The following is a 16,910-nucleotide window of genomic DNA, read 5'->3' on the forward strand; positions in this document are numbered from 1 at the left end:
ATTGTTTGACGGATTCGTCAACCTATTATAAATACATGTAATCTCAACTCCCTTATATGGGAAAACTTTTCGGAACTGCGGGAGTGAGAGGATTAACTAACAAGGACCTGACACCAGAGTTCGTATCGAAGTTTGCGAGGGCGGTGGGAACTTTCTTCGGCTCAGGCTCTACTATACTCACTGGGAGAGACGTCAGGGCAGGAGGAGACATGGTACTAAGAGCCCTCCACTCTGGGCTGCTCAGCTCGGGAGTGAAGGTCTTCGATGGGGGGATGGCCCCTACGCCGGCCGTGCAGTACGCAGTAAGGGAATTAGGTTACGATGGTGGAGTCATAGTCACTGCGAGCCACAATCCGGCCGAGTTCAACGGTATAAAGGTGCTTTCCAGGGATGGATCCGAGATATATAGAGATAAAGAAGAGATAGTCGAACAGATTTTCTTCGAGGGCAAATTGTTCACAGAGGATTGGAGAGGATTGACAAATGACGTGAAGAGGGAAGACAGGGTACTAGACACTTACGTGAGAGGAGTCCTGAACAAGGTCGATATCGAGAGAGTGCGCTCCAGAAACTTCAGAGTTCTAATCGACGGGGCCAACAGCGTAGGTTCTCTTACAAGTCCGATTATAGCTAGAGAGCTTGGGTGTAAGGTTTATACGTTGAATTGCAATATCGATCCGACTTTCCCAGCGCGGGAGCCCGAACCCGGCTTCGACACTTTGGTGGAGACGGCAGCGGCCGCTAAGGCCATAGGAGTGGACCTAGCGGTGGCCCACGACGGCGATGCAGACAGAGCCATCTTTATGGACTCAAAGGGCAGGATACAGTGGGGAGACAGAAGTGGTACGCTGCTATCTAAGTGGGTAGTGAGGAAACACCCAGAATCTCCGAAGAGGGTAGTGACTGCTGTCTCCAGTTCGATTCTCGTAGAAGAGTTTCTTCGGCCAGAGGGAATAGAAGTGGAATGGACTAAGGTAGGCATAATTAATATAGCACATGCCATAAGGAGCCACGGCGCAGCGGCCGGCTTCGAGGAGAACGGTGGATTCCTGTATCCCAAACACCAGTTCGATAAGGACGGCGGCATGACTTTCGCTTTAATGTTAGAAGCTCTAGCGAATGAGAAGATAAGCTCGGCCGATCTCTTCGATTCTCTTCCACAATACTACACCATAAAGACCAAGGTTCCAGCGAGAGGTGAGCCCAACGATATCTACGAGAGGGTGAAGAGATCCTATAGTTATAGGGGAAGATTGATAGACATTGACGGAGTGAAAGTAGTGGGAAACGATTACTGGTTCTTAGTAAGGAGAAGTGGGACCGAACCGGTGGTCAGGATACAGGTTGAGGCCAAGTCTAAGGAGCAGGCTGAGACATTAGCGAAAGAATTGATGGGTGTAGTTAAGTGAAGTACATGCTTATGGACCTCTTGGCCTGTCCGGAGTGTAGACACTTTCCCCTGAAGCTCATCGTGTTCGAACAAGAAGAGGTGGAGAGGACTCCTGAGAGAGAGAGACCACTCTGTGAGCTATACTGCGCATACTTAGGAAAGGAAGTGAAACGCGAAGACAACTACCCCTGCGAAGAATGTTACAAGAAAGAGGTAAGGGAAGGACTTCTAACCTGCGACTCCTGTGGAAGATGGTTTCCCATAATAGACGAAATACCAAGGATGCTACCCGATTCCCTACGCCTAAAGAGGGAGAGGAGGAACGAGCTAGACTTCCTCAAGAGTAACTCTCACAGGGTGCCCAAGTCAGTGCTCGAGGATGGGAAGCCCTACAATCTGAGAAACCAAGAAGTTTAATGCGAGTTTATTAACGTAGAATGAGACTCTTCTAAGAGGGTATCAGAGTGGAAGGTTCCTTTGTTAATAACTTGGACGAATGGATAAAGATGCAGAAGAATCTGCTAAGTACGCTCAGGGAATTAGAGAAGAAGTCTGAGTCCGAGGAGGACAGGCTGAATCTCATATTGGAGGCCAGGACGGCCTTCCAGCATATGATGAGAACTCTGAAAGCGTTCGATCAGTGGCTGCAAGATCCGATGGTCATAAGACATATGCCCAAGGAGATGTTGGAGGACGTCAAGAGGACCAGTTGGCAGCTCCTAGAACAACTTGTGGAGCTAGACATAAGACACACGAGCGAATTCAGGGACGTCATTCTAAAGCTTGGTAAGGAGGGTAAGTTAGATCCGTTGATATGGGTTAGGCCACCGCAGGAAGAACAACAGCAGGGAGGCAGGCGCTCCTTCACCACTATGTGATTTTTACGAGAAATTCACGCAGGAAAATATTCTCGACCAGTTATTTTACCTTTTTATTATTGATGACTGTTGGACTAACGGGAAGCGTTATGCAGGTCAGTGTTAAGATCTAGGTCCCTCAAACAGAAGGAGGGCTAGTTGTTAAACCGGAGGTCATATCCACCCTCTCAAACTCTCAATTCCGTAACCACGATCGGTTTCTTCACGAGTAGATTCAGATCGCTAACATGTCAGATCTCGAGTGCGGGGGGTGGGACTTGAACCCACGCAGGCCTACGCCATCGGGTCCTGAGCCCGACCCCTTTGACCATGCTCGGGCACCCCCGCGCCGCTCGAGGTTGGTGTTTAGAGGCGCTAAGCTTTACTTATGTGTTTCGGTTCGGCGCAGAAGGAAAAGGGCCTGAGAGTTAGCATCTGCTGACTTCCTCCCCGCCCTGGAGGCCGAGGCTTTCCGCCACCTCAACCCCCAATTTTATAAGAGACTTTTCACCTCCTATTTCTCCTTCTTTCTGCTCTCATCTTAAGGTTCAGCTCCTGATCTATTGCCTGTACTTTCGGCCTCAGCTCGTCTATAGCTGGAAGCACCTTAGACTTGAACTCGTCGTCAATAGCGATAGTAGCTATCGTGTCTTCTCCTTGGCTGGAGAGCTTTAACCTCTTGTCTCTCGGGTCACTTTCCAGCAGCTCCAGATATAGGAGTGAAGTGAGATCCTCCTTAAACTGTGGACTTATCAACGAACCATTGGGAAGGGTGGTGAATTGATACTCCACGTCTATTCCTTTCTCCTTTAGAAGACTCAGAAGACTGAGTAACCCCTTCTCCGAAACTGGAGCGATCTGTTTTATTACAAACAAGAGCCTAGCTTTTCTGCGGTCCTCATTTACTACAGTGGGATTTATGACCTGTTTCTTCACTATCTTCAATTCCTTTGACTTTGAAGCGCCCGGTTGTGCGGAAGACAAGCTCTAACCCCTTGATCTCTATATCCTCCCACTTATTACGTTAACGATCTCCCGAGTTGCAGTCTCAGGATCTCTGGCACGAGTAATTGCCGACCCAACGACGTAAATGTTGATCGGTAAATCCAAGAGCTGCTGCACAGAGGACCTGTTTAATCCACCAGCAACTGAGACTAATAGTCCCATTTCACCTATCTTCCTTATTTCGCTAGACATTACACTGGCGTCGACTTTACGACTCTTCTGGACGTCTATACCCACATGAATCCCAACGATATCCACCTCCAGTTCCTTAAGTCTCCTGGCTCTGGCCACGGGATCGGGAACGTTAATCAGGTCCGCCTGTACCAGGATACCTATCTGCTTGGCCTTCCTGACCGCTCCCTGTATTGTGGAATCGTCCATAGCTGCCAAGACTGTCATTACGTTAGCTTGACCCATCCGCGCTATTTCTACTTCTACTTCTCCCGCATCTGCTGTCTTGGTATCGGCTACCACCGGCCTCTCTCCTGCCAGTTTTTTGATTTCCCTTACGGCCCTTACCCCTTCCGCCTTAAGTAGGGGAGTTCCCACTTCTAGCAAGTGAACACCACCACTAATGGAGGCTTCCGCGACCTTCAAAGCGTCCTCGAGTTTCAGGAAATCAAGTGCGACCTGCAAGTTTCTCCTGGAGCTTAACCTCTCCTTCACGTCCATGAAGTCTGAACGAAGTATTCGCTTATAACGGTTGGGGGTAGAAGCGCGTTACACATGAATTTCGTTTGGATTTCGTTATAATGATGTCACTTCTCTAGACCAAAGGTGGGCTCAGCGTAACTCTGTTAGCTCACCAATCGCTCTTATTCTCACATCAAAGCCCACCCTTAAGTATGGGGAATGAGAAATTTAATACATGAAGTTCGGGATGGTGGCGGAGTACTTCGCAAAGCTCGAAGACATTTCATCAAGACTGCAGCTTAGCGCCACTCTAGCGGAGTTGTTCAGGTCCGCCGACAAGGCCGTACTAGATAAGGTAGTGTACTTAATCCAGGGAAAACTGTGGCCTGACTTCCTTGGGATGCCGGAAATCGGGGTTGGGGAGAAACTGTTGATAAAGGCGGTTGCACTAGGTACAGGAAGAAATGAAGGAGAGGTGGAATCTGTCCTCAGAAAAATGGGAGACTTGGGAGAGGTCGCGGCCAGCCTCAAGGGAGGCAATAAGATGGATAGTCTGACTGCTTTCCTAGGGACTAGAGACGAAGGTGAGCTCACAGTTGAAGAAGTCCACGAGAAATTGGCCAAAGTGGCACTTGCTAGCGGAGAAAGAAGCAGGGACATCAAGGTGAGGACATTAGCTGGACTAGTAAAAAGGGCCACCCCGATCGAGGCCAAGTATATTGTGCGGTTCGTTGATGGAAAGCTAAGGCTAGGGATAGGAGACGCCACCATCTTGGACGCTCTGTCTCAGGCATTCGGCGGGTCTAAAGCCGACGTGGAGAGGGCCTATAACTTGAGGGCGGACCTTGGGCAGATAGCTAAGTTGTTGGCCGAAGGTGGAGCGGAGGCCATCTCGTCGGTAAGAGTAACGGTAGGTATTCCAGTTCGTGTGATGCTTGCAGAGAGACTCTCGGAAGCAGGGGAGATAATGGAAAAGGTGGGAGGTAAAGCGTTAGTGGACTACAAGTACGACGGTGAACGAGCGCAAATACACAGAAAGGGACAAACTGTCACCGTTTTCTCAAGGAGGATGGAAAACATCACTTCGCAATACCCAGACGTGGTGCAGTGGGTCAGGGACTACCTTAAAGCAGAGGAACTGATATGTGAGGGAGAAATCGTGGCTGTAGATCCAGCCACAGGCGACATGAGACCCTTCCAAGAACTCATGCATAGGAAGAGGAAGGCGGATGTGTTGGAGGCTACTAAGGAATACCCTGTCAACCTCTTCTTGTTCGATCTCCTCTACCTCGAAGGGGAAGACTTCACTACTAAGAACCAGCTAGAGAGGAGAAGGAAGTTGGAGGAGTTAGTGTCGCAGGAACAAGACAAGGTCAAGGTAGCTCAGAGTATGATCGTGGAAGATAGGGCTAAGTTGGAGGAGTTCTTCTTCAGGGCCATATCAGATGGCGCGGAGGGAGTCATGGTTAAGTCCATTTCTCCAGACTCAATTTATCAGGCGGGGGCGAGGGGTTGGCTCTGGATAAAGCTGAAGAGAGATTACAAGAGTGAGATGGCTGACACTGTCGACTTAGTAGTGGTGGGAGCGATTTACGGAAGAGGTAAGAGGGGAGGAAAATTCAGCTCGCTCCTACTCGCGGCCTACGACGAGGAAACCGATACTTTCAAGACGGTATGCAAGGTCGCCTCAGGATTTTCCGACCAAGAACTGGACCAAATGCAGGAGTTGGTGAGAAAACATGCGATCCCCCATAGACACCCCAGGGTCGAGTCGTCAATTGAGGCAGACGTATGGGTTGAGCCTTCCCTGGTTATGGAAGTGAGAGGAGCTGAGTTGACGCTCTCCCCACTGCACACTTGCTGTCTTAACTCGTATAGGGAAGGGATGGGGATCTCAATCAGGTTCCCTAGGTTCATAAGGTGGAGGGAAGACAAGTCCCCAGACGACGCAACTACTTCGAAGGAAATACTGGAAATGTACAGGAACAGATTGAAGAAGGTCGAGGTCGAGGGAGACGAGTCGGTTTGAGGTGAGAGAGGACGAAGGTCTCGATTCAGAGGAATGGCGCTGTCCTCCTCGGCGAGAACTTCGTTGCCGACGGCCACTATGGCAGACCTTTTCGGATAGTCACCCACTTCCATACGGATCACGTCGGAGAGATCGGAAACAGTGTTAGAGTTTGCCTAGGAGTGATAGGTACACCAACTACGATCAGATTTCTGAATGTCTTGGGATACCGAGTCCCAGAAGCTAAGGCCCTCCCTCTGGACTACGGCAGGTGGATAGAGGTCGATGGAGAGAAGTTAAGACTGGAGAGGGCAGAACATGTAATGGGTGCTGCACAAGTCTTCGTGGAGACTAAGGACGGTTCCTCCATAGTCTATACTGGGGACTTCAAGACCCCAGGCAAGGGTACCCCGATATTGAGCGGAGACGTCCTTGTCATAGAAGCAACCTATGGACACCCTAACATGAGAAGACCCTTTAAAGAGCAAGTGAAACAGGAATTCCTAGATAGGGTAAACGACGCATTGGCCTTAGGACCAGTGAGGGTGTTCGGTTACCACGGCAAGCTACAGGAAGCTATGAGTATGCTGCGGAAAGCAGGAGTCGAAGCCCCGTTCGTAGTGGGTGGAAAGGTGGCGGAATTCACTAGAGTGGCAATGGAAGAGGGCCTCGAGCCTGGAACGGTCTTGACGGAAGACGTTCCTGACTCGTTTGAGGTCATAAAGACTGGATGGTATGTGAGGTTCTCCCACTTCAATGAGTTCAGGAAGAGGACAAACCGTCACACTAACTTCCTGCTCAGCGGTTGGGAGTTCCACACGCCGGTTAAGAAGACAGACAGAAACTCTTACATCGTTGCCCTTAGCGACCACGCAGATTTCGAGGATCTAGTAGAATACGTTTCGGCCTCTAGACCGAATTTAGTGGTGACTGACGGAAGTAGAAGTAAGTACGCTAAGGACCTCGCCAACTACATCAGACGAAATTTAGGAATAAGGGCGGTTCCCATGCCTATCTAACTCAGATGACCATGTTTTCCTCAAGGAGTTTGTGAGTCCTGAACCTCTCTGGAGTGAAAGGTTGGGCGAGGCCATCGATCTTCCCGTCTACTATCATCTTTGCCATTATCTCCCCCGAGAGAGGTGACATCATCATTCCGTGTCCACTGTAACCCGCGTCTATGAACAGTCCCTCTGGCCACTGAGGATCGAAGCCCATCACGTGGGACCTATCGGGAGTCATTTCGTAGAAACCACTCCATCCCCTCATCAAACCTATTCCTTCTATGCCCCTCACCAGATGTCTCAGTCTCTTCAAGTAGGCAAGCATGTTATCCAAGGAGATCGAGAACTCAACGAAACCTTGAACTCCCCTATCTATTCCTCCTATGATCTCACCTTTTAATGTGTGAGAGAAGTAAACTCCAGTCGCAAGGTCTATGACCAGTGGCTTTACTTTAAACTTTACGTCTTCGGTTATGTAGGCCTCCTTCCTCTCTGGGACGATTGGAATGGATAATCCTAGAGAGGATAGGAGCCTAGAAGTCCAGGCTCCAGCCGTTATGAGCACCGTGTCCGCTTGAACTTGGCGTCCTTCAACAACTACGCCCTTCACTTTACCCCCCGATGAAAGCAACTGGGTCACCTCTCCACTTAGGAAGGTGTGAACTTTCCTAACCTCCTCATAGTAGCTGAGTGTGAGGTAATCGTGGTGGAAGGATCCCGCCAACGGACCAAAGTAACACTCTCCCAAACCTTCCTTGAGGAAATTGAAATTGTTACAATCCAGATATTTTCCTCCCAAACCTTCTGAGTCCCATAGGTTGGTGCTCCTCCTGAAGCCCTCAGTGGGGCCCTCTCCGAGGATCCACAGATAACCAGTCCTCATGAACATTGTGTTGAACTTCAACTCTTTACTCTCTTTCGAGAAGAACTCCATCGCTTTCCTAGCGAACTCGACGTTCTTTTTGTCGTTAAAGTAAACCCTGTACCTCGAGATGTTCCTGCTGCTAGAACCGTAACCTACACGTTTTGCCTCGATAATCACAACGTTCTTCACCCCCCTCTTCAGGAGGTGATAGGCCGCGCTCAGCCCGTGTCCGCCAGCTCCAACTATCACGATCACGGTATCACCAACGGGGTTAGTGGACTCCTGAAGGTTATGAGAGACTTGCTCCCCATTACGCTCCCCAATAGGAAGGCGCACTGCTTACCTTGACAGCTTCCAGTGCACACTCCTAACGCCCTCTTGACGAACTCGACATCTGAGTCGGCCCGCATGTACTCAGCCACATCCTCATACGTCAAGTCCTCACACTCGCAGATGTATCCTCGTACACCGAAGATGTAAGGAGAAGGGCTGCTCTCCCAATTTCCTCTGTAGTAGTCCAATAGATACGACTCGGTCTCTCTCAACGACTCGACAAACTGATCTATATCTCCCATCGCCGCATGGGCACTAAGTGCAGAGGTTATGGGGTCTGAAATCCCCCTAGCCCCTCCAAGTAACAGCGAATTCCCATTCCTTCCCACTAGATCGTGATTAGGCAAGTAGACGTGAGTCTTAGAGTAGAACGTGTAGGAAAGTCCGAAGTTGGCTGGAGCCTCCAAGCGAGGTTGTCTGACGACTCCGTAAATTAAGGAGTCCGCTTTAAACTTAACACCATCAACCTCCACAGAACTAACTCTGGTCCTGCCTAACGCTCGGAGCGATTGTGCCGGTATTATCTCTACCCCAACTGTCTGGGCCTCCTCTAGGACCCTCCTGGAGAAGAACGCCGCCCCCCTTCTGTGAATTACCTTACCTCCTACTAGAGAGGCCGCCCTCAACACGTCGTCTGAAGAGCCTACGAAGAGCGGGTTCTTGAACCATTCTTTAGCCTTCAAGTACAACCTTACCGAAGCAACTCCAGGAAGATCGTTCCCAGGGAAGAGAGGTGGGACGAACCTAGAACCATTGGCAAAGGCAACGTTCTTGGCCCTCACTACAATCGTTGCTGACCCAGACTGCACCACGAGCCCCTCGTCGAACCTACCCTTGTACTCCCCCATGATTATGTGCTCCGAAAACTGTTTGACTACGCCTTTCAGCTCCTCCAGCAATGGCTTCCCCACCCAAGGAAGAGCTGCCTCTCCTAGTACGTCTCTGGCGACCAATACTCCCCCGACTCTCTTCAATAGAGAAAGACCAGCAGTTCCACCTCCAATCACTAACCAGTCGACGTCGAGCTTACGCACTTCATGCTCTCCATCAAGTCTCGAATAGTGGGACGGAACGTTGAAACTTAGAGAGTATCTCTCTAAAATTGAGGGGAAGAACCTGAGTGTCCTCCAATGGAGGACCTTCCTCCTCATCCTCAGCCTGAGAATAGGCCTTGATGATCTTACCCCCTCCCTACATAGGTTCACCCTACGGCCCTCCATCACCTCTTCAGTGTAAGGAAGTCCAGGTTCGCAGTCCCTAACACTCCTAGGCCTTCCGTGAACCTTACTATAAACTACTGGAAGGGGCATGGGGGAACCAGCGCTATCAGGTTAATAGGACTTCCATAAGGACCCTTCCATCAGATCTATTATTGTTCACCCCAAGTACACGGCAGATGGTCGGAGCGACGTCGACTATCTTAGCGTCTTTAACTCTAACTCCCTTCCTAATCTTGTCTCCCATGGTCAGGAACACACCGTACATGTCCTCTCCCCTATAATAACCGTGGTCTCCTGTTATAGTCCTGTAGGGCTTCACAGATTCCAAACCTTCCTCCCTAAGCGTGCTAGAGATCGAATACCCCTCTCCCACCGTCAGAAACACGTCTGCTCCCCTGTCTTCAGCCGGAACCTCTGTCGACACTATGCTCACAAACACCTTCTCACCGGTCTCTGGATCCCTGAGGGCATCGAGATGCTTCACGATGTAACGTACCAGCTTGGGGAACTCAGTTTTACTTACTACACCGTCCTCCTCTCTACCCTTTAGGTTGATCCTTAATACTCCACCTCCGCCGTAATACGCCTTAGTTCTACTCCAATCTATTCCCCTTTCTCCCGTCTTGAGGACGTTGATATCCCTCAGCAACGAATTGACATTAACCCTCTTCCTGACCTTAACAACACCGTGGTCGGAGACCACGAAGATAACGTCGGCTAAGCCCAACTGGGACCCCACGAATCTGTCGGCCATGCGATAGGCCTCGACAACTAATGTGAAGGCGTCATCAACGCCATATAGTAGATGTTGCACGTTGTCAATAGTAGGGAGGTAAGTGGAGGCGAAGTCCCACTCACTTCTCCTCAAGACGTAAGAGGTGTAGGAAAGGAAGAAGTTGAAGGAGAGTCTAACTGTCTCCAAGTATTCCTCGAAGCTTATAAGGCCCTTCTCCAACGACTTGTAGTCACCGTCTAACAACATACCCTGCTTGCGGGACACCTCTTCCCATACTGCCGAAGCCAAGTCGGGATCGTTGCTCCACTCGCCCGTGGTGAAGGACGCTGGGGAAAAATAAACGTCCTCGGCCCTCGCGTGCAGGAACGTGATTCCCTCCACTTTCGATTTCCTGTATGTAGCTGAGAAGGCGATAGGGGAGGACCACTGCCCATTCTCTAGCTCCACCGTTCCTTTACCGTCTCCACTAGGGAAAGAGATCGTGAACTTCCCTCCTTCCTTAGAGACCTCCCAAGTTACCCCCGCGGCTTGGTTGGAGCCCACCTTGAGCACAGTCCCCTCGCTGAGCTCCTTCGGCCTGGCCCTGTAAGGATCCATCAAGGTGAGGCCTGGCAACTTCCACTTATCGGGCAGGGCCTGTGGAGCAGAGGTTATGAGTACCTTCAGCCCCCTCTTTGACAAAGTCGCCCAGATGGGATCCACCTTGAGCGACTCGCTGGAGAACGCAGACACTGCCCTTTGAATTCGCCTTCCCTTGACGAATATCTTAGGAGAGATCACGCCGTGAACCTCTGGACCGAATCCCGTGAACAGGGAGGCCAACGCGACAGGGGTGAGGGAAGGGGTGCTACTAGTCAAAGGTCCATAGGCTCCTTCCTCGATCATCCTACTGAACGTGGGTAACTCGCTCCTCAGCCTCTCCATGACGTGAAAGGAGGCACCGTCGAGCACTACCATGAGTGCCTTCAAGGGAAGTCAGCCCTGCCTCATCTTCCTCTCCACATCCTCGAACACTCCCTTAGTAGAGATCAAGTTCGTGTGGCTCCTCTTAATCTTCCCCTTGTCGTCGAAGCTCACCGCGAATTCGTACAGTCCCCAAGGCGTCCTATACCTACCAAAGCAGTCGTGTCTCTCCTTTCTTCCTTGGTAGAACATTATCTCGACAGTCTCTGGAATCACGTCCGGTTCTATGTCCCTCAGCACCTTGAGTAATAATGCCTTCACCCTGTCCTCCATTTCCTCATCTCCTCCAGTACCCTCCTCAATCCTTGCACGTCGTGTTCCTTAGCCTCTAAGAATGTCAACCCCCTCGACGTGAGGACCTTGGAGGTCTCCGGCCCTATTGAGATTACCGCAGTTCCATTGGGAATTGAATCCGCTACAAGGGAGGCAATAGTGGAGCTAGTTAACACAACCGCATCGACTTCTCCGGAAGCCAACACCCTCTTAGCCGCCTCGACGCCCTCGCTCAGCACGACAACCGTGTAGTTCTTGACCTCCACGTAATTAACCTTACCGGCTAGCTCTCTGACAAGTGAGTCCGAGGCGGTGGAGCTTCTAAAGGCAATCAGGCTCCTAACTCCGTCGGACACGGCCGTCCTGACCATCGCCAGAGTAGTGTACTCGGAGGGGACTCTGACGCTATCCATCCCCAATTCTTTCGCAGTGGCCGGTCCTACGGCGTAAATCCTTTTCCCTTGAAGGAGGGATCTATCTCTGAAACAACGAACTGCGTTGACGCTAGTGAAGGCCACAGCCTCGAAATAGCTCAGTTCTGAGGCTGAGTATGGAAGGCAACGCAGTTCTATGACCGGTAGGCTGATGGCTTCGATCCCGTCGATAGATGGGATCTCCCTTCCCTCAGGCCTCAGCCAAAGCACCTTCACTTCTCATAGCCTCCAATAACTTCCTACCAAGTTCCCTCCCCGCGTAGGTTGGATCTGCCCTGAAGGTACCCTGTACTGACACTTTCAGGTATGGGGTAATGTAAGTGGCCACTCCCCAGAGCGAGTTTCCCTCAACCCTGAACAACACGCCCACAGGGAAACTACATCCCCCTCCCACTATTCTCAACACCTCCCTCTCTGCCTTCACCTCAGTCCAACTCTCATCGTCCAATACGGTCTTGATCTCTTCCGCACCACTCCAATTTGACCTGCCCACCACTGCGATCGCCCCTTGATTCGCCTCTGGAGCTAGCTCCGTGGGATCTATGACGAAGTAGTTAACGTGCTCTCCCAACCTAGCCAGAGAGGCCTCCGCCAAGATTAAGGAATCCACCTCCCCCTCTCTGTACTTTCTGAGTCGAGTGTCGACGTTCCCCCTAATGGGTACCACTCTGAGGTCAGGTCTCAGGAAACGAACGAAGTTGGCCCTGCGTTCACTACCTGTGCCTACCCGAAAACCACCCTCGACATCCCTCAAGGAACGGGGTGAGACGAAGACGTCGAAAGGAGTGTCCCTCTTTAGTACGCCTAGTACAGTTAGCCTTGGGTCGATCTCGGTAGGTAGGTCCTTCATGCTGTGCACTGCCAGGTCAGCTTCCCCCCTAATCACCGCAGAGTTGACTTCGGCCTCGAAGGCCCCTCGACCTAAGGACCTCAAAGGTGTATCCGGTGCTAGGTCTGCCCGGGACTTCACAGGCACGAACTCCACATCCAACCCAAGAGATCGCAAGGCCTCGGAGACTTTCTCGACCTGGATCCTGCTCAATATGCTGCTCCTAGCGGCCAATCTAACCAACTGACCTCACCGCGTTCCTCAGGGCCCTCACGACGAAATCAACGACATCCTGATCGTGTGCGGCAGAAGTGAAGAGTGCCTCGAATTGGCTAGGAGGAATGAAGACCCCTTCTCTTAACAGGCTGGAGTGAAGTCTCAGGTAGGCTTCTCTGTCCGCTTTTCTTGCCTGAGAGGCGTTTCTGACCTCGGAGACTCCTAGGAATACCTGGAACATGCTCCCTACTCTGTTAACCACGTGGGTCAGCTTAAGCGAGTCATCCAAGGAATCGACGAAGGCTTTGGCCGCCCTCTCTGCGACAACATGGTGGTTGCCGTTCTCAAGTTGCTCTATGACTGCAACACCTGCAGCCATTGAAAGTGGATGGGCATTGAAAGTTCCCGCGTTGAATACAGGCCCAGATGGAGTCAGTTGATCCATTATCTCTTTCCTCCCTCCCACCACCCCGATGGGGAAGCCCCCTCCCACTATCTTGCCCAAGGTAGTTATGTCTGGGTTCACTCCGAAGAGCCCTTGGGCACCTGAGATAGAGAGCCTGAAACCTGTGATCACTTCGTCAAAGATCAGTAGGGTTCCAGTACTTGAACAAATCTCCCTCAATCCGCTCAGGAACCCCTTAGAGGGCGGAATGACGCCCATGTTGCCCATCACAGGTTCCACGATAACTGCTGCGTGGTCTTCCTTCGATAGAATCTTCTGGACGCAACTGAGGTCGTTGTAGGGACATACTGAAACTGTCCTCGTCACTTCCTCAGGAACGCCGGCCGACGTTGGAACACCGTACTCGGAGGCTGCGCTTCCCGCATCGATCAATACGTAATCGTGGGCCCCGTGATAATTGCCATCGAACTTAAGCACTTTAGTCCTACCTGTGTACCCTCGAGCGAGCCTCAGGGCGACCATGGTAGCCTCGGTACCGCTATTGACGAACCTCATTTTCTCCATTGACGGGACGTGTCGCCTTATCTTTCTCGCTAACTCCACCTCTGCCCTGCTGGGTGTTCCGAAGAGCCAACCCCTCTCCAATTGTCTTTCCACTGCCCTCCTCACGTAGGGAGGATTGTGGCCCAAGAAGAGGGGGCCGTACCCTAATACGAAGTCTACCAACGCTTTGCCTTCCTCAGTGAAGATGTAGGGACCTTGACCTCCCCTCACGTAGAATGGATAGGGCTGGACCTTGGCCCTTACTGGGCTATTCACCCCTCCCGGAAAGAGACTTTTGGCCACCTCCCAGAGTTCACCGCTCAAAATGGGACACCCTCTCTGAGCCACTTGGCCAACTGTTCCGCGTAGTAGGTGATTATCAAGTCCGCTCCTGCCCTCCTTATCGCCGTGGTGACTTCTAGAACTGCAGACTTCTCGTCTATCCACCCGTTAAGGGCCGCCGCCTTGAGTAGGCTGTACTCCCCGCTGACATGATAGGCCGCCAGAGGGTACTCTGGAAAGCTCTCCTTTACTCTCCTGAGCACGTCGAGGTAGGTGTGGGCCGGCTTCACCATGACAATGTCAGCTCCCTCCTCAATGTCTAGCTCCACCTCTCTCAGAGCCTCTGAGCTGTTGCGGGGATCCATCTGATAGGACCTCCTGTCTCCGAAGGCTGGCCTAGAGAAGGCAGCGTCCCTGAAGGGAGAGTAGAAAGAAGAGGCGTACTTTGCGCTGTAGGCCATGATCAAGGTCTCTTGGAACCCGTTCTCGTCTAGGGCCTTCCTTATGGCCCCAACCACCCCGTCCATCATACTAGAGGGAGCTACCACGTCGGCCCCAGCTTCAGCCTGGCTCAGGGCTATGGTGGCGTGCACCTTTAGGCTCTCGTCGTTGTCCACCCTGTAGCCCTTCTCTTGTCGCTTAACTATCCCGCAGTGACCGTGGGAGGTGTACTCGTCAGTGCACTCGTCAGCGTAGAGTAGCACACTTTCTCCGAAGGTCTCCTTCAAGAGCCTTAGGGACCTTTGTATAACTCCGTCCCTGGCGTAGGCCGAGCTAGCTATGTCGTCCTTATAGGAAGGTACTCCGAAGAGGATGAACTGCTTGAGACCCAGCTCCACGTGTGACTGCACCACCTTGGGCAGATACTCCACCGGGAACCTGACGACACCCGGCATACTCGAAATGGGCTCAGGCTCGGATATTCCATCCCTTACGAAGAGTGGAACTATGAAGTCGTCAATGGACAGGTTCGTCTCCGCCACAGCGTCCCTTACTAACTTACTACTTCTGAGCCTCCTTGGCCTTTGCGTTGGAAACGTCGCCATTGGTTAGAGTGTCCACGAGAAAGTTAATGTAGTTTTCCTGGTTCTCCTTGACCAACTGGGAAATCCTGCTGAAGACCGGCTCCATGGACTTCCTAGCAATGGAGTTAGACATGGCCTCCAACACCTCGACCACTTCGGGGGTGACTTGAATGGCCTTAGAAAGCTCATGAATGGCCCTCTTGACCTCCCTCCTCCTTATGTCCTCAACCCTCCTCATCACCTTCGACACGTACACCTTGGCCTTGTAACTTTGGTACTGTCTGGCGAAGTCGCCAATCTCCTCTTCTATTATGGACTTCGCCTTCTCTATCTCCCCCTCCCTCTGTTCGGCCACCTCCCTAGACACCTCCCTGAGGTCGTCCATGGTGATAACGTTATCCCCAGAGAAGATTGGGGGAACAGAAAGATCCACCACTAGCCTAGCGTGGGGCGCTGTGAGAGAGGGACCAGTGGATGGGTTGGTGACTGCGGCGAAGACCAGTTGATTACCGTCAGTCAAGGCACTTAGAGAGGACCAGTGGACCCCGAGCTTACTCGCCAGTTCCTTGGCCCTCTCTTCCGTTCTGCTGACAACAGTTAACTGCCCCACACCCTCATCCCTCAACATCTTGGCCAACTTGGATCCGACTACGCCTGCACCCACAACGGCGACCCTCAGGTCCTTTAGATCACCGAGCCTCCTCCTAGCGTAATCGACGGCGAGGGAGTAGACCCCGACCTTCCCCCTGGAGATCATCGTCTCCACCCTCACTCTCCTCCCCACTCTTAGGGCCCTCTCCACTAGCATGTGGACCCCGTAGTCGCTAGCTCCTAGGGAACGGCTGTCCTCTAGGCTCTGCCTCACCTGCCTCAGGACGTCGTATTCCCCCACAGCCAAGGAATCCACGCCCGAGCTTACCTCGAAAAGGTGCCTAACTGCTTCCACCCCATACAACACTTTGCCCTCGTTAGATACGTCCCTGGAGTGAACAGCCCTCAGGAAGTCTACCGCGTTTCTCAACTTCGACTCAGGCGATTCGTGGAAGTAGAGCTCGACCCTATTGCAGGTCTGAAGGACTAGGACTCCTCTCCCCACTGCCTTCACAAGTGCCCTCTCCTCGCTGGGCTTAAGGTAGTGGGCGGGAAGTGACTTGAGCCCAACCGTTCTGTAAGTGAAGAGGAGGGCCCCGTAGTTCCTCAGCTCATCCTCAACTCCCACGTTCGACCACCTCCTCAGCCCTCTTTAGGGCCCCCGAGACGTCACCCTTAGCCACCCTTTCCTGAAAGATGGAGTCAGAGAATATGGATGAGTAGAGCTTAAACCTCTTAGATGGGTCACTCACCTTGGACTTCAACATCTTCTTCACCTCGTACATAGCGTCGACCCTGGCCCTCACGTCACTTCCATCTACGACATCCTTCACTAGGTCTAACAGGTACTTGGAACTGAGACTTGACCTACCGTAAGTCGTCACGGCCACCGCAAGCGTTCCGTCGTCGAAGTATATGGGGACTATGAAGTTGGAGTCGGGAGGGGAGGTGGGATCGTTGCACAGCTTCCTCATGGACTTAGCCATAGAACAAACCTTCCTATTGATCTCCTGGTCGTTTGTGGCAGTCACCACGACGTCGAAGTGAGATAAGAACTCCTCGTCCAATTCCCTAGCATCCCCCCTCACTTTGTTCACTTTCATGGACTCGAGTTCAGGAGAGAACTCTAGGCTGTATACCGTGACCTGTGCGCCTAGCTCCGAGAACTTGGAAGCCCTCTTAGTCCCCACCTTCCCTCCACCTACAACCAGCACCCTCATGTCCTTGACGTCAACGAACAGGGGCAGCAACTCCACCAACGCATCACCCATGTTGGGGGACTAGACTTTATATAGAT

General features: G+C 51.9%; 17 protein-coding genes and 1 tRNA gene. 5 read left to right on the forward strand and 13 right to left on the reverse strand.

The features are described from left to right. The first annotated feature begins 56 nt into the window (after positions 1-56). From glmM to HS1genome_RS04550, 3 genes are read left to right on the forward strand one after another with little or no spacing between them, the layout of a single operon-like run. Positions 57-1,409, forward strand: a complete 1,353-nt coding sequence (gene glmM, locus HS1genome_RS04540; protein ID WP_126449795.1) for a phosphoglucosamine mutase — start codon at positions 57-59, stop codon at positions 1,407-1,409. Further along, positions 1,406-1,807 (forward strand): Trm112 family protein, encoded by a 402-nt coding sequence (locus HS1genome_RS04545; RefSeq protein ID WP_126449796.1) that lies wholly within the window; start codon positions 1,406-1,408, stop codon positions 1,805-1,807. Before glmM ends, HS1genome_RS04545 begins: the two co-directional genes overlap by 4 nt. A 47-nt stretch (positions 1,808-1,854) precedes the next feature. After that, entirely contained in the window at positions 1,855-2,268 is a 414-nt protein-coding gene (locus tag HS1genome_RS04550) for a DUF2153 family protein (protein WP_126449797.1), read from the forward strand. Positions 2,269-2,510: 242 nt separating this feature from the next. Here the strand turns inward: HS1genome_RS04550 and HS1genome_RS04555 are convergent. The 3 genes from HS1genome_RS04555 to HS1genome_RS04565 all read right to left on the reverse strand — a co-directional run bounded on the left by HS1genome_RS04555 (position 2,511) and on the right by HS1genome_RS04565 (position 3,924). Next, positions 2,511-2,595: transfer RNA gene (locus HS1genome_RS04555), tRNA-Leu, on the reverse strand. A 159-nt stretch (positions 2,596-2,754) separates the two neighbouring features. Beyond that, on the reverse strand, positions 2,755-3,231 hold the full coding sequence (locus HS1genome_RS04560) for a hypothetical protein (RefSeq protein WP_126449798.1): 477 nt from the start codon (positions 3,229-3,231) through the stop codon (positions 2,755-2,757). A gap of 18 nt (positions 3,232-3,249) precedes the next feature. After that, positions 3,250-3,924 carry an orotidine 5'-phosphate decarboxylase / HUMPS family protein gene (locus tag HS1genome_RS04565; RefSeq protein ID WP_126449799.1) on the reverse strand — a complete coding sequence of 225 codons (675 nt, stop codon included), beginning with the start codon at positions 3,922-3,924 and terminating at the stop codon, positions 3,250-3,252. 196 nt (positions 3,925-4,120) lie between these two features. Here HS1genome_RS04565 and HS1genome_RS04570 point away from each other — a divergent pair, with 196 nt between their 5' ends. Then, positions 4,121-5,914, forward strand: a complete 1,794-nt coding sequence (locus tag HS1genome_RS04570; RefSeq protein ID WP_126449800.1) for an ATP-dependent DNA ligase — start codon at positions 4,121-4,123, stop codon at positions 5,912-5,914. A gap of 23 nt (positions 5,915-5,937) precedes the next feature. Beyond that, entirely contained in the window at positions 5,938-6,912 is a 975-nt protein-coding gene (locus HS1genome_RS04575) for an MBL fold metallo-hydrolase (RefSeq protein ID WP_126449801.1), read from the forward strand. A gap of 1 nt (position 6,913) precedes the next feature. Here the strand turns inward: HS1genome_RS04575 and HS1genome_RS04580 are convergent, their stop codons facing one another. Genes HS1genome_RS04580 through HS1genome_RS04625 form a run of 10 tightly spaced genes read right to left on the reverse strand, consistent with a single transcriptional unit; the run spans position 6,914 to position 16,884 of the window. Further along, the gene (locus HS1genome_RS04580; RefSeq protein ID WP_126449802.1) at positions 6,914-8,017 is read right to left on the reverse strand and encodes an NAD(P)/FAD-dependent oxidoreductase; all 1,104 of its coding nucleotides are present in this window, start codon (positions 8,015-8,017) and stop codon (positions 6,914-6,916) included. Beyond that, complete coding sequence (locus HS1genome_RS04585) at positions 8,014-9,405, reverse strand: (2Fe-2S)-binding protein (RefSeq protein WP_126449803.1); 1,392 nt, start codon at positions 9,403-9,405, stop codon at positions 8,014-8,016. Before HS1genome_RS04585 ends, HS1genome_RS04580 begins: the two co-directional genes overlap by 4 nt. A gap of 16 nt (positions 9,406-9,421) precedes the next feature. Beyond that, positions 9,422-11,020, reverse strand: coding sequence for an alkaline phosphatase family protein (locus HS1genome_RS04590; RefSeq protein WP_126449804.1), 1,599 nt, complete (start codon positions 11,018-11,020; stop codon positions 9,422-9,424). Positions 11,021-11,026: 6 nt separating this feature from the next. Next, positions 11,027-11,287, reverse strand: coding sequence for a hypothetical protein (locus tag HS1genome_RS04595; protein ID WP_126449805.1), 261 nt, complete (start codon positions 11,285-11,287; stop codon positions 11,027-11,029). Further along, on the reverse strand, positions 11,272-11,937 hold the full coding sequence (locus HS1genome_RS04600) for a uroporphyrinogen-III synthase (protein WP_126449806.1): 666 nt from the start codon (positions 11,935-11,937) through the stop codon (positions 11,272-11,274). Before HS1genome_RS04600 ends, HS1genome_RS04595 begins: the two co-directional genes overlap by 16 nt. Then, a complete protein-coding gene (gene hemC, locus HS1genome_RS04605; protein WP_126449807.1) occupies positions 11,912-12,793 on the reverse strand; it encodes a hydroxymethylbilane synthase in 882 nt (293 codons plus the stop codon). The genes HS1genome_RS04600 and hemC overlap by 26 nt, the downstream gene beginning before the upstream one ends. Continuing rightward, a complete protein-coding gene (gene hemL / locus HS1genome_RS04610; protein ID WP_179950430.1) occupies positions 12,786-14,039 on the reverse strand; it encodes a glutamate-1-semialdehyde 2,1-aminomutase in 1,254 nt (417 codons plus the stop codon). The genes hemC and hemL overlap by 8 nt, the downstream gene beginning before the upstream one ends. Continuing rightward, a complete protein-coding gene (gene hemB / locus HS1genome_RS04615) occupies positions 14,036-15,043 on the reverse strand; it encodes a porphobilinogen synthase (protein ID WP_126449809.1) in 1,008 nt (335 codons plus the stop codon). Before hemB ends, hemL begins: the two co-directional genes overlap by 4 nt. Further along, a complete protein-coding gene (locus HS1genome_RS04620; protein WP_158613718.1) occupies positions 15,000-16,241 on the reverse strand; it encodes a glutamyl-tRNA reductase in 1,242 nt (413 codons plus the stop codon). The genes hemB and HS1genome_RS04620 overlap by 44 nt, the downstream gene beginning before the upstream one ends. Continuing rightward, positions 16,231-16,884 carry a precorrin-2 dehydrogenase/sirohydrochlorin ferrochelatase family protein gene (locus HS1genome_RS04625; protein WP_126449811.1) on the reverse strand — a complete coding sequence of 218 codons (654 nt, stop codon included), beginning with the start codon at positions 16,882-16,884 and terminating at the stop codon, positions 16,231-16,233. The genes HS1genome_RS04620 and HS1genome_RS04625 overlap by 11 nt, the downstream gene beginning before the upstream one ends. Between the last annotated feature and the right edge of the window lie 26 nt (positions 16,885-16,910).

It is taken from the genome of Sulfodiicoccus acidiphilus, from assembly GCF_003967175.1.
Taxonomy (GTDB): Archaea; Thermoproteota; Thermoprotei_A; order Sulfolobales; family Sulfolobaceae; genus Sulfodiicoccus; species Sulfodiicoccus acidiphilus.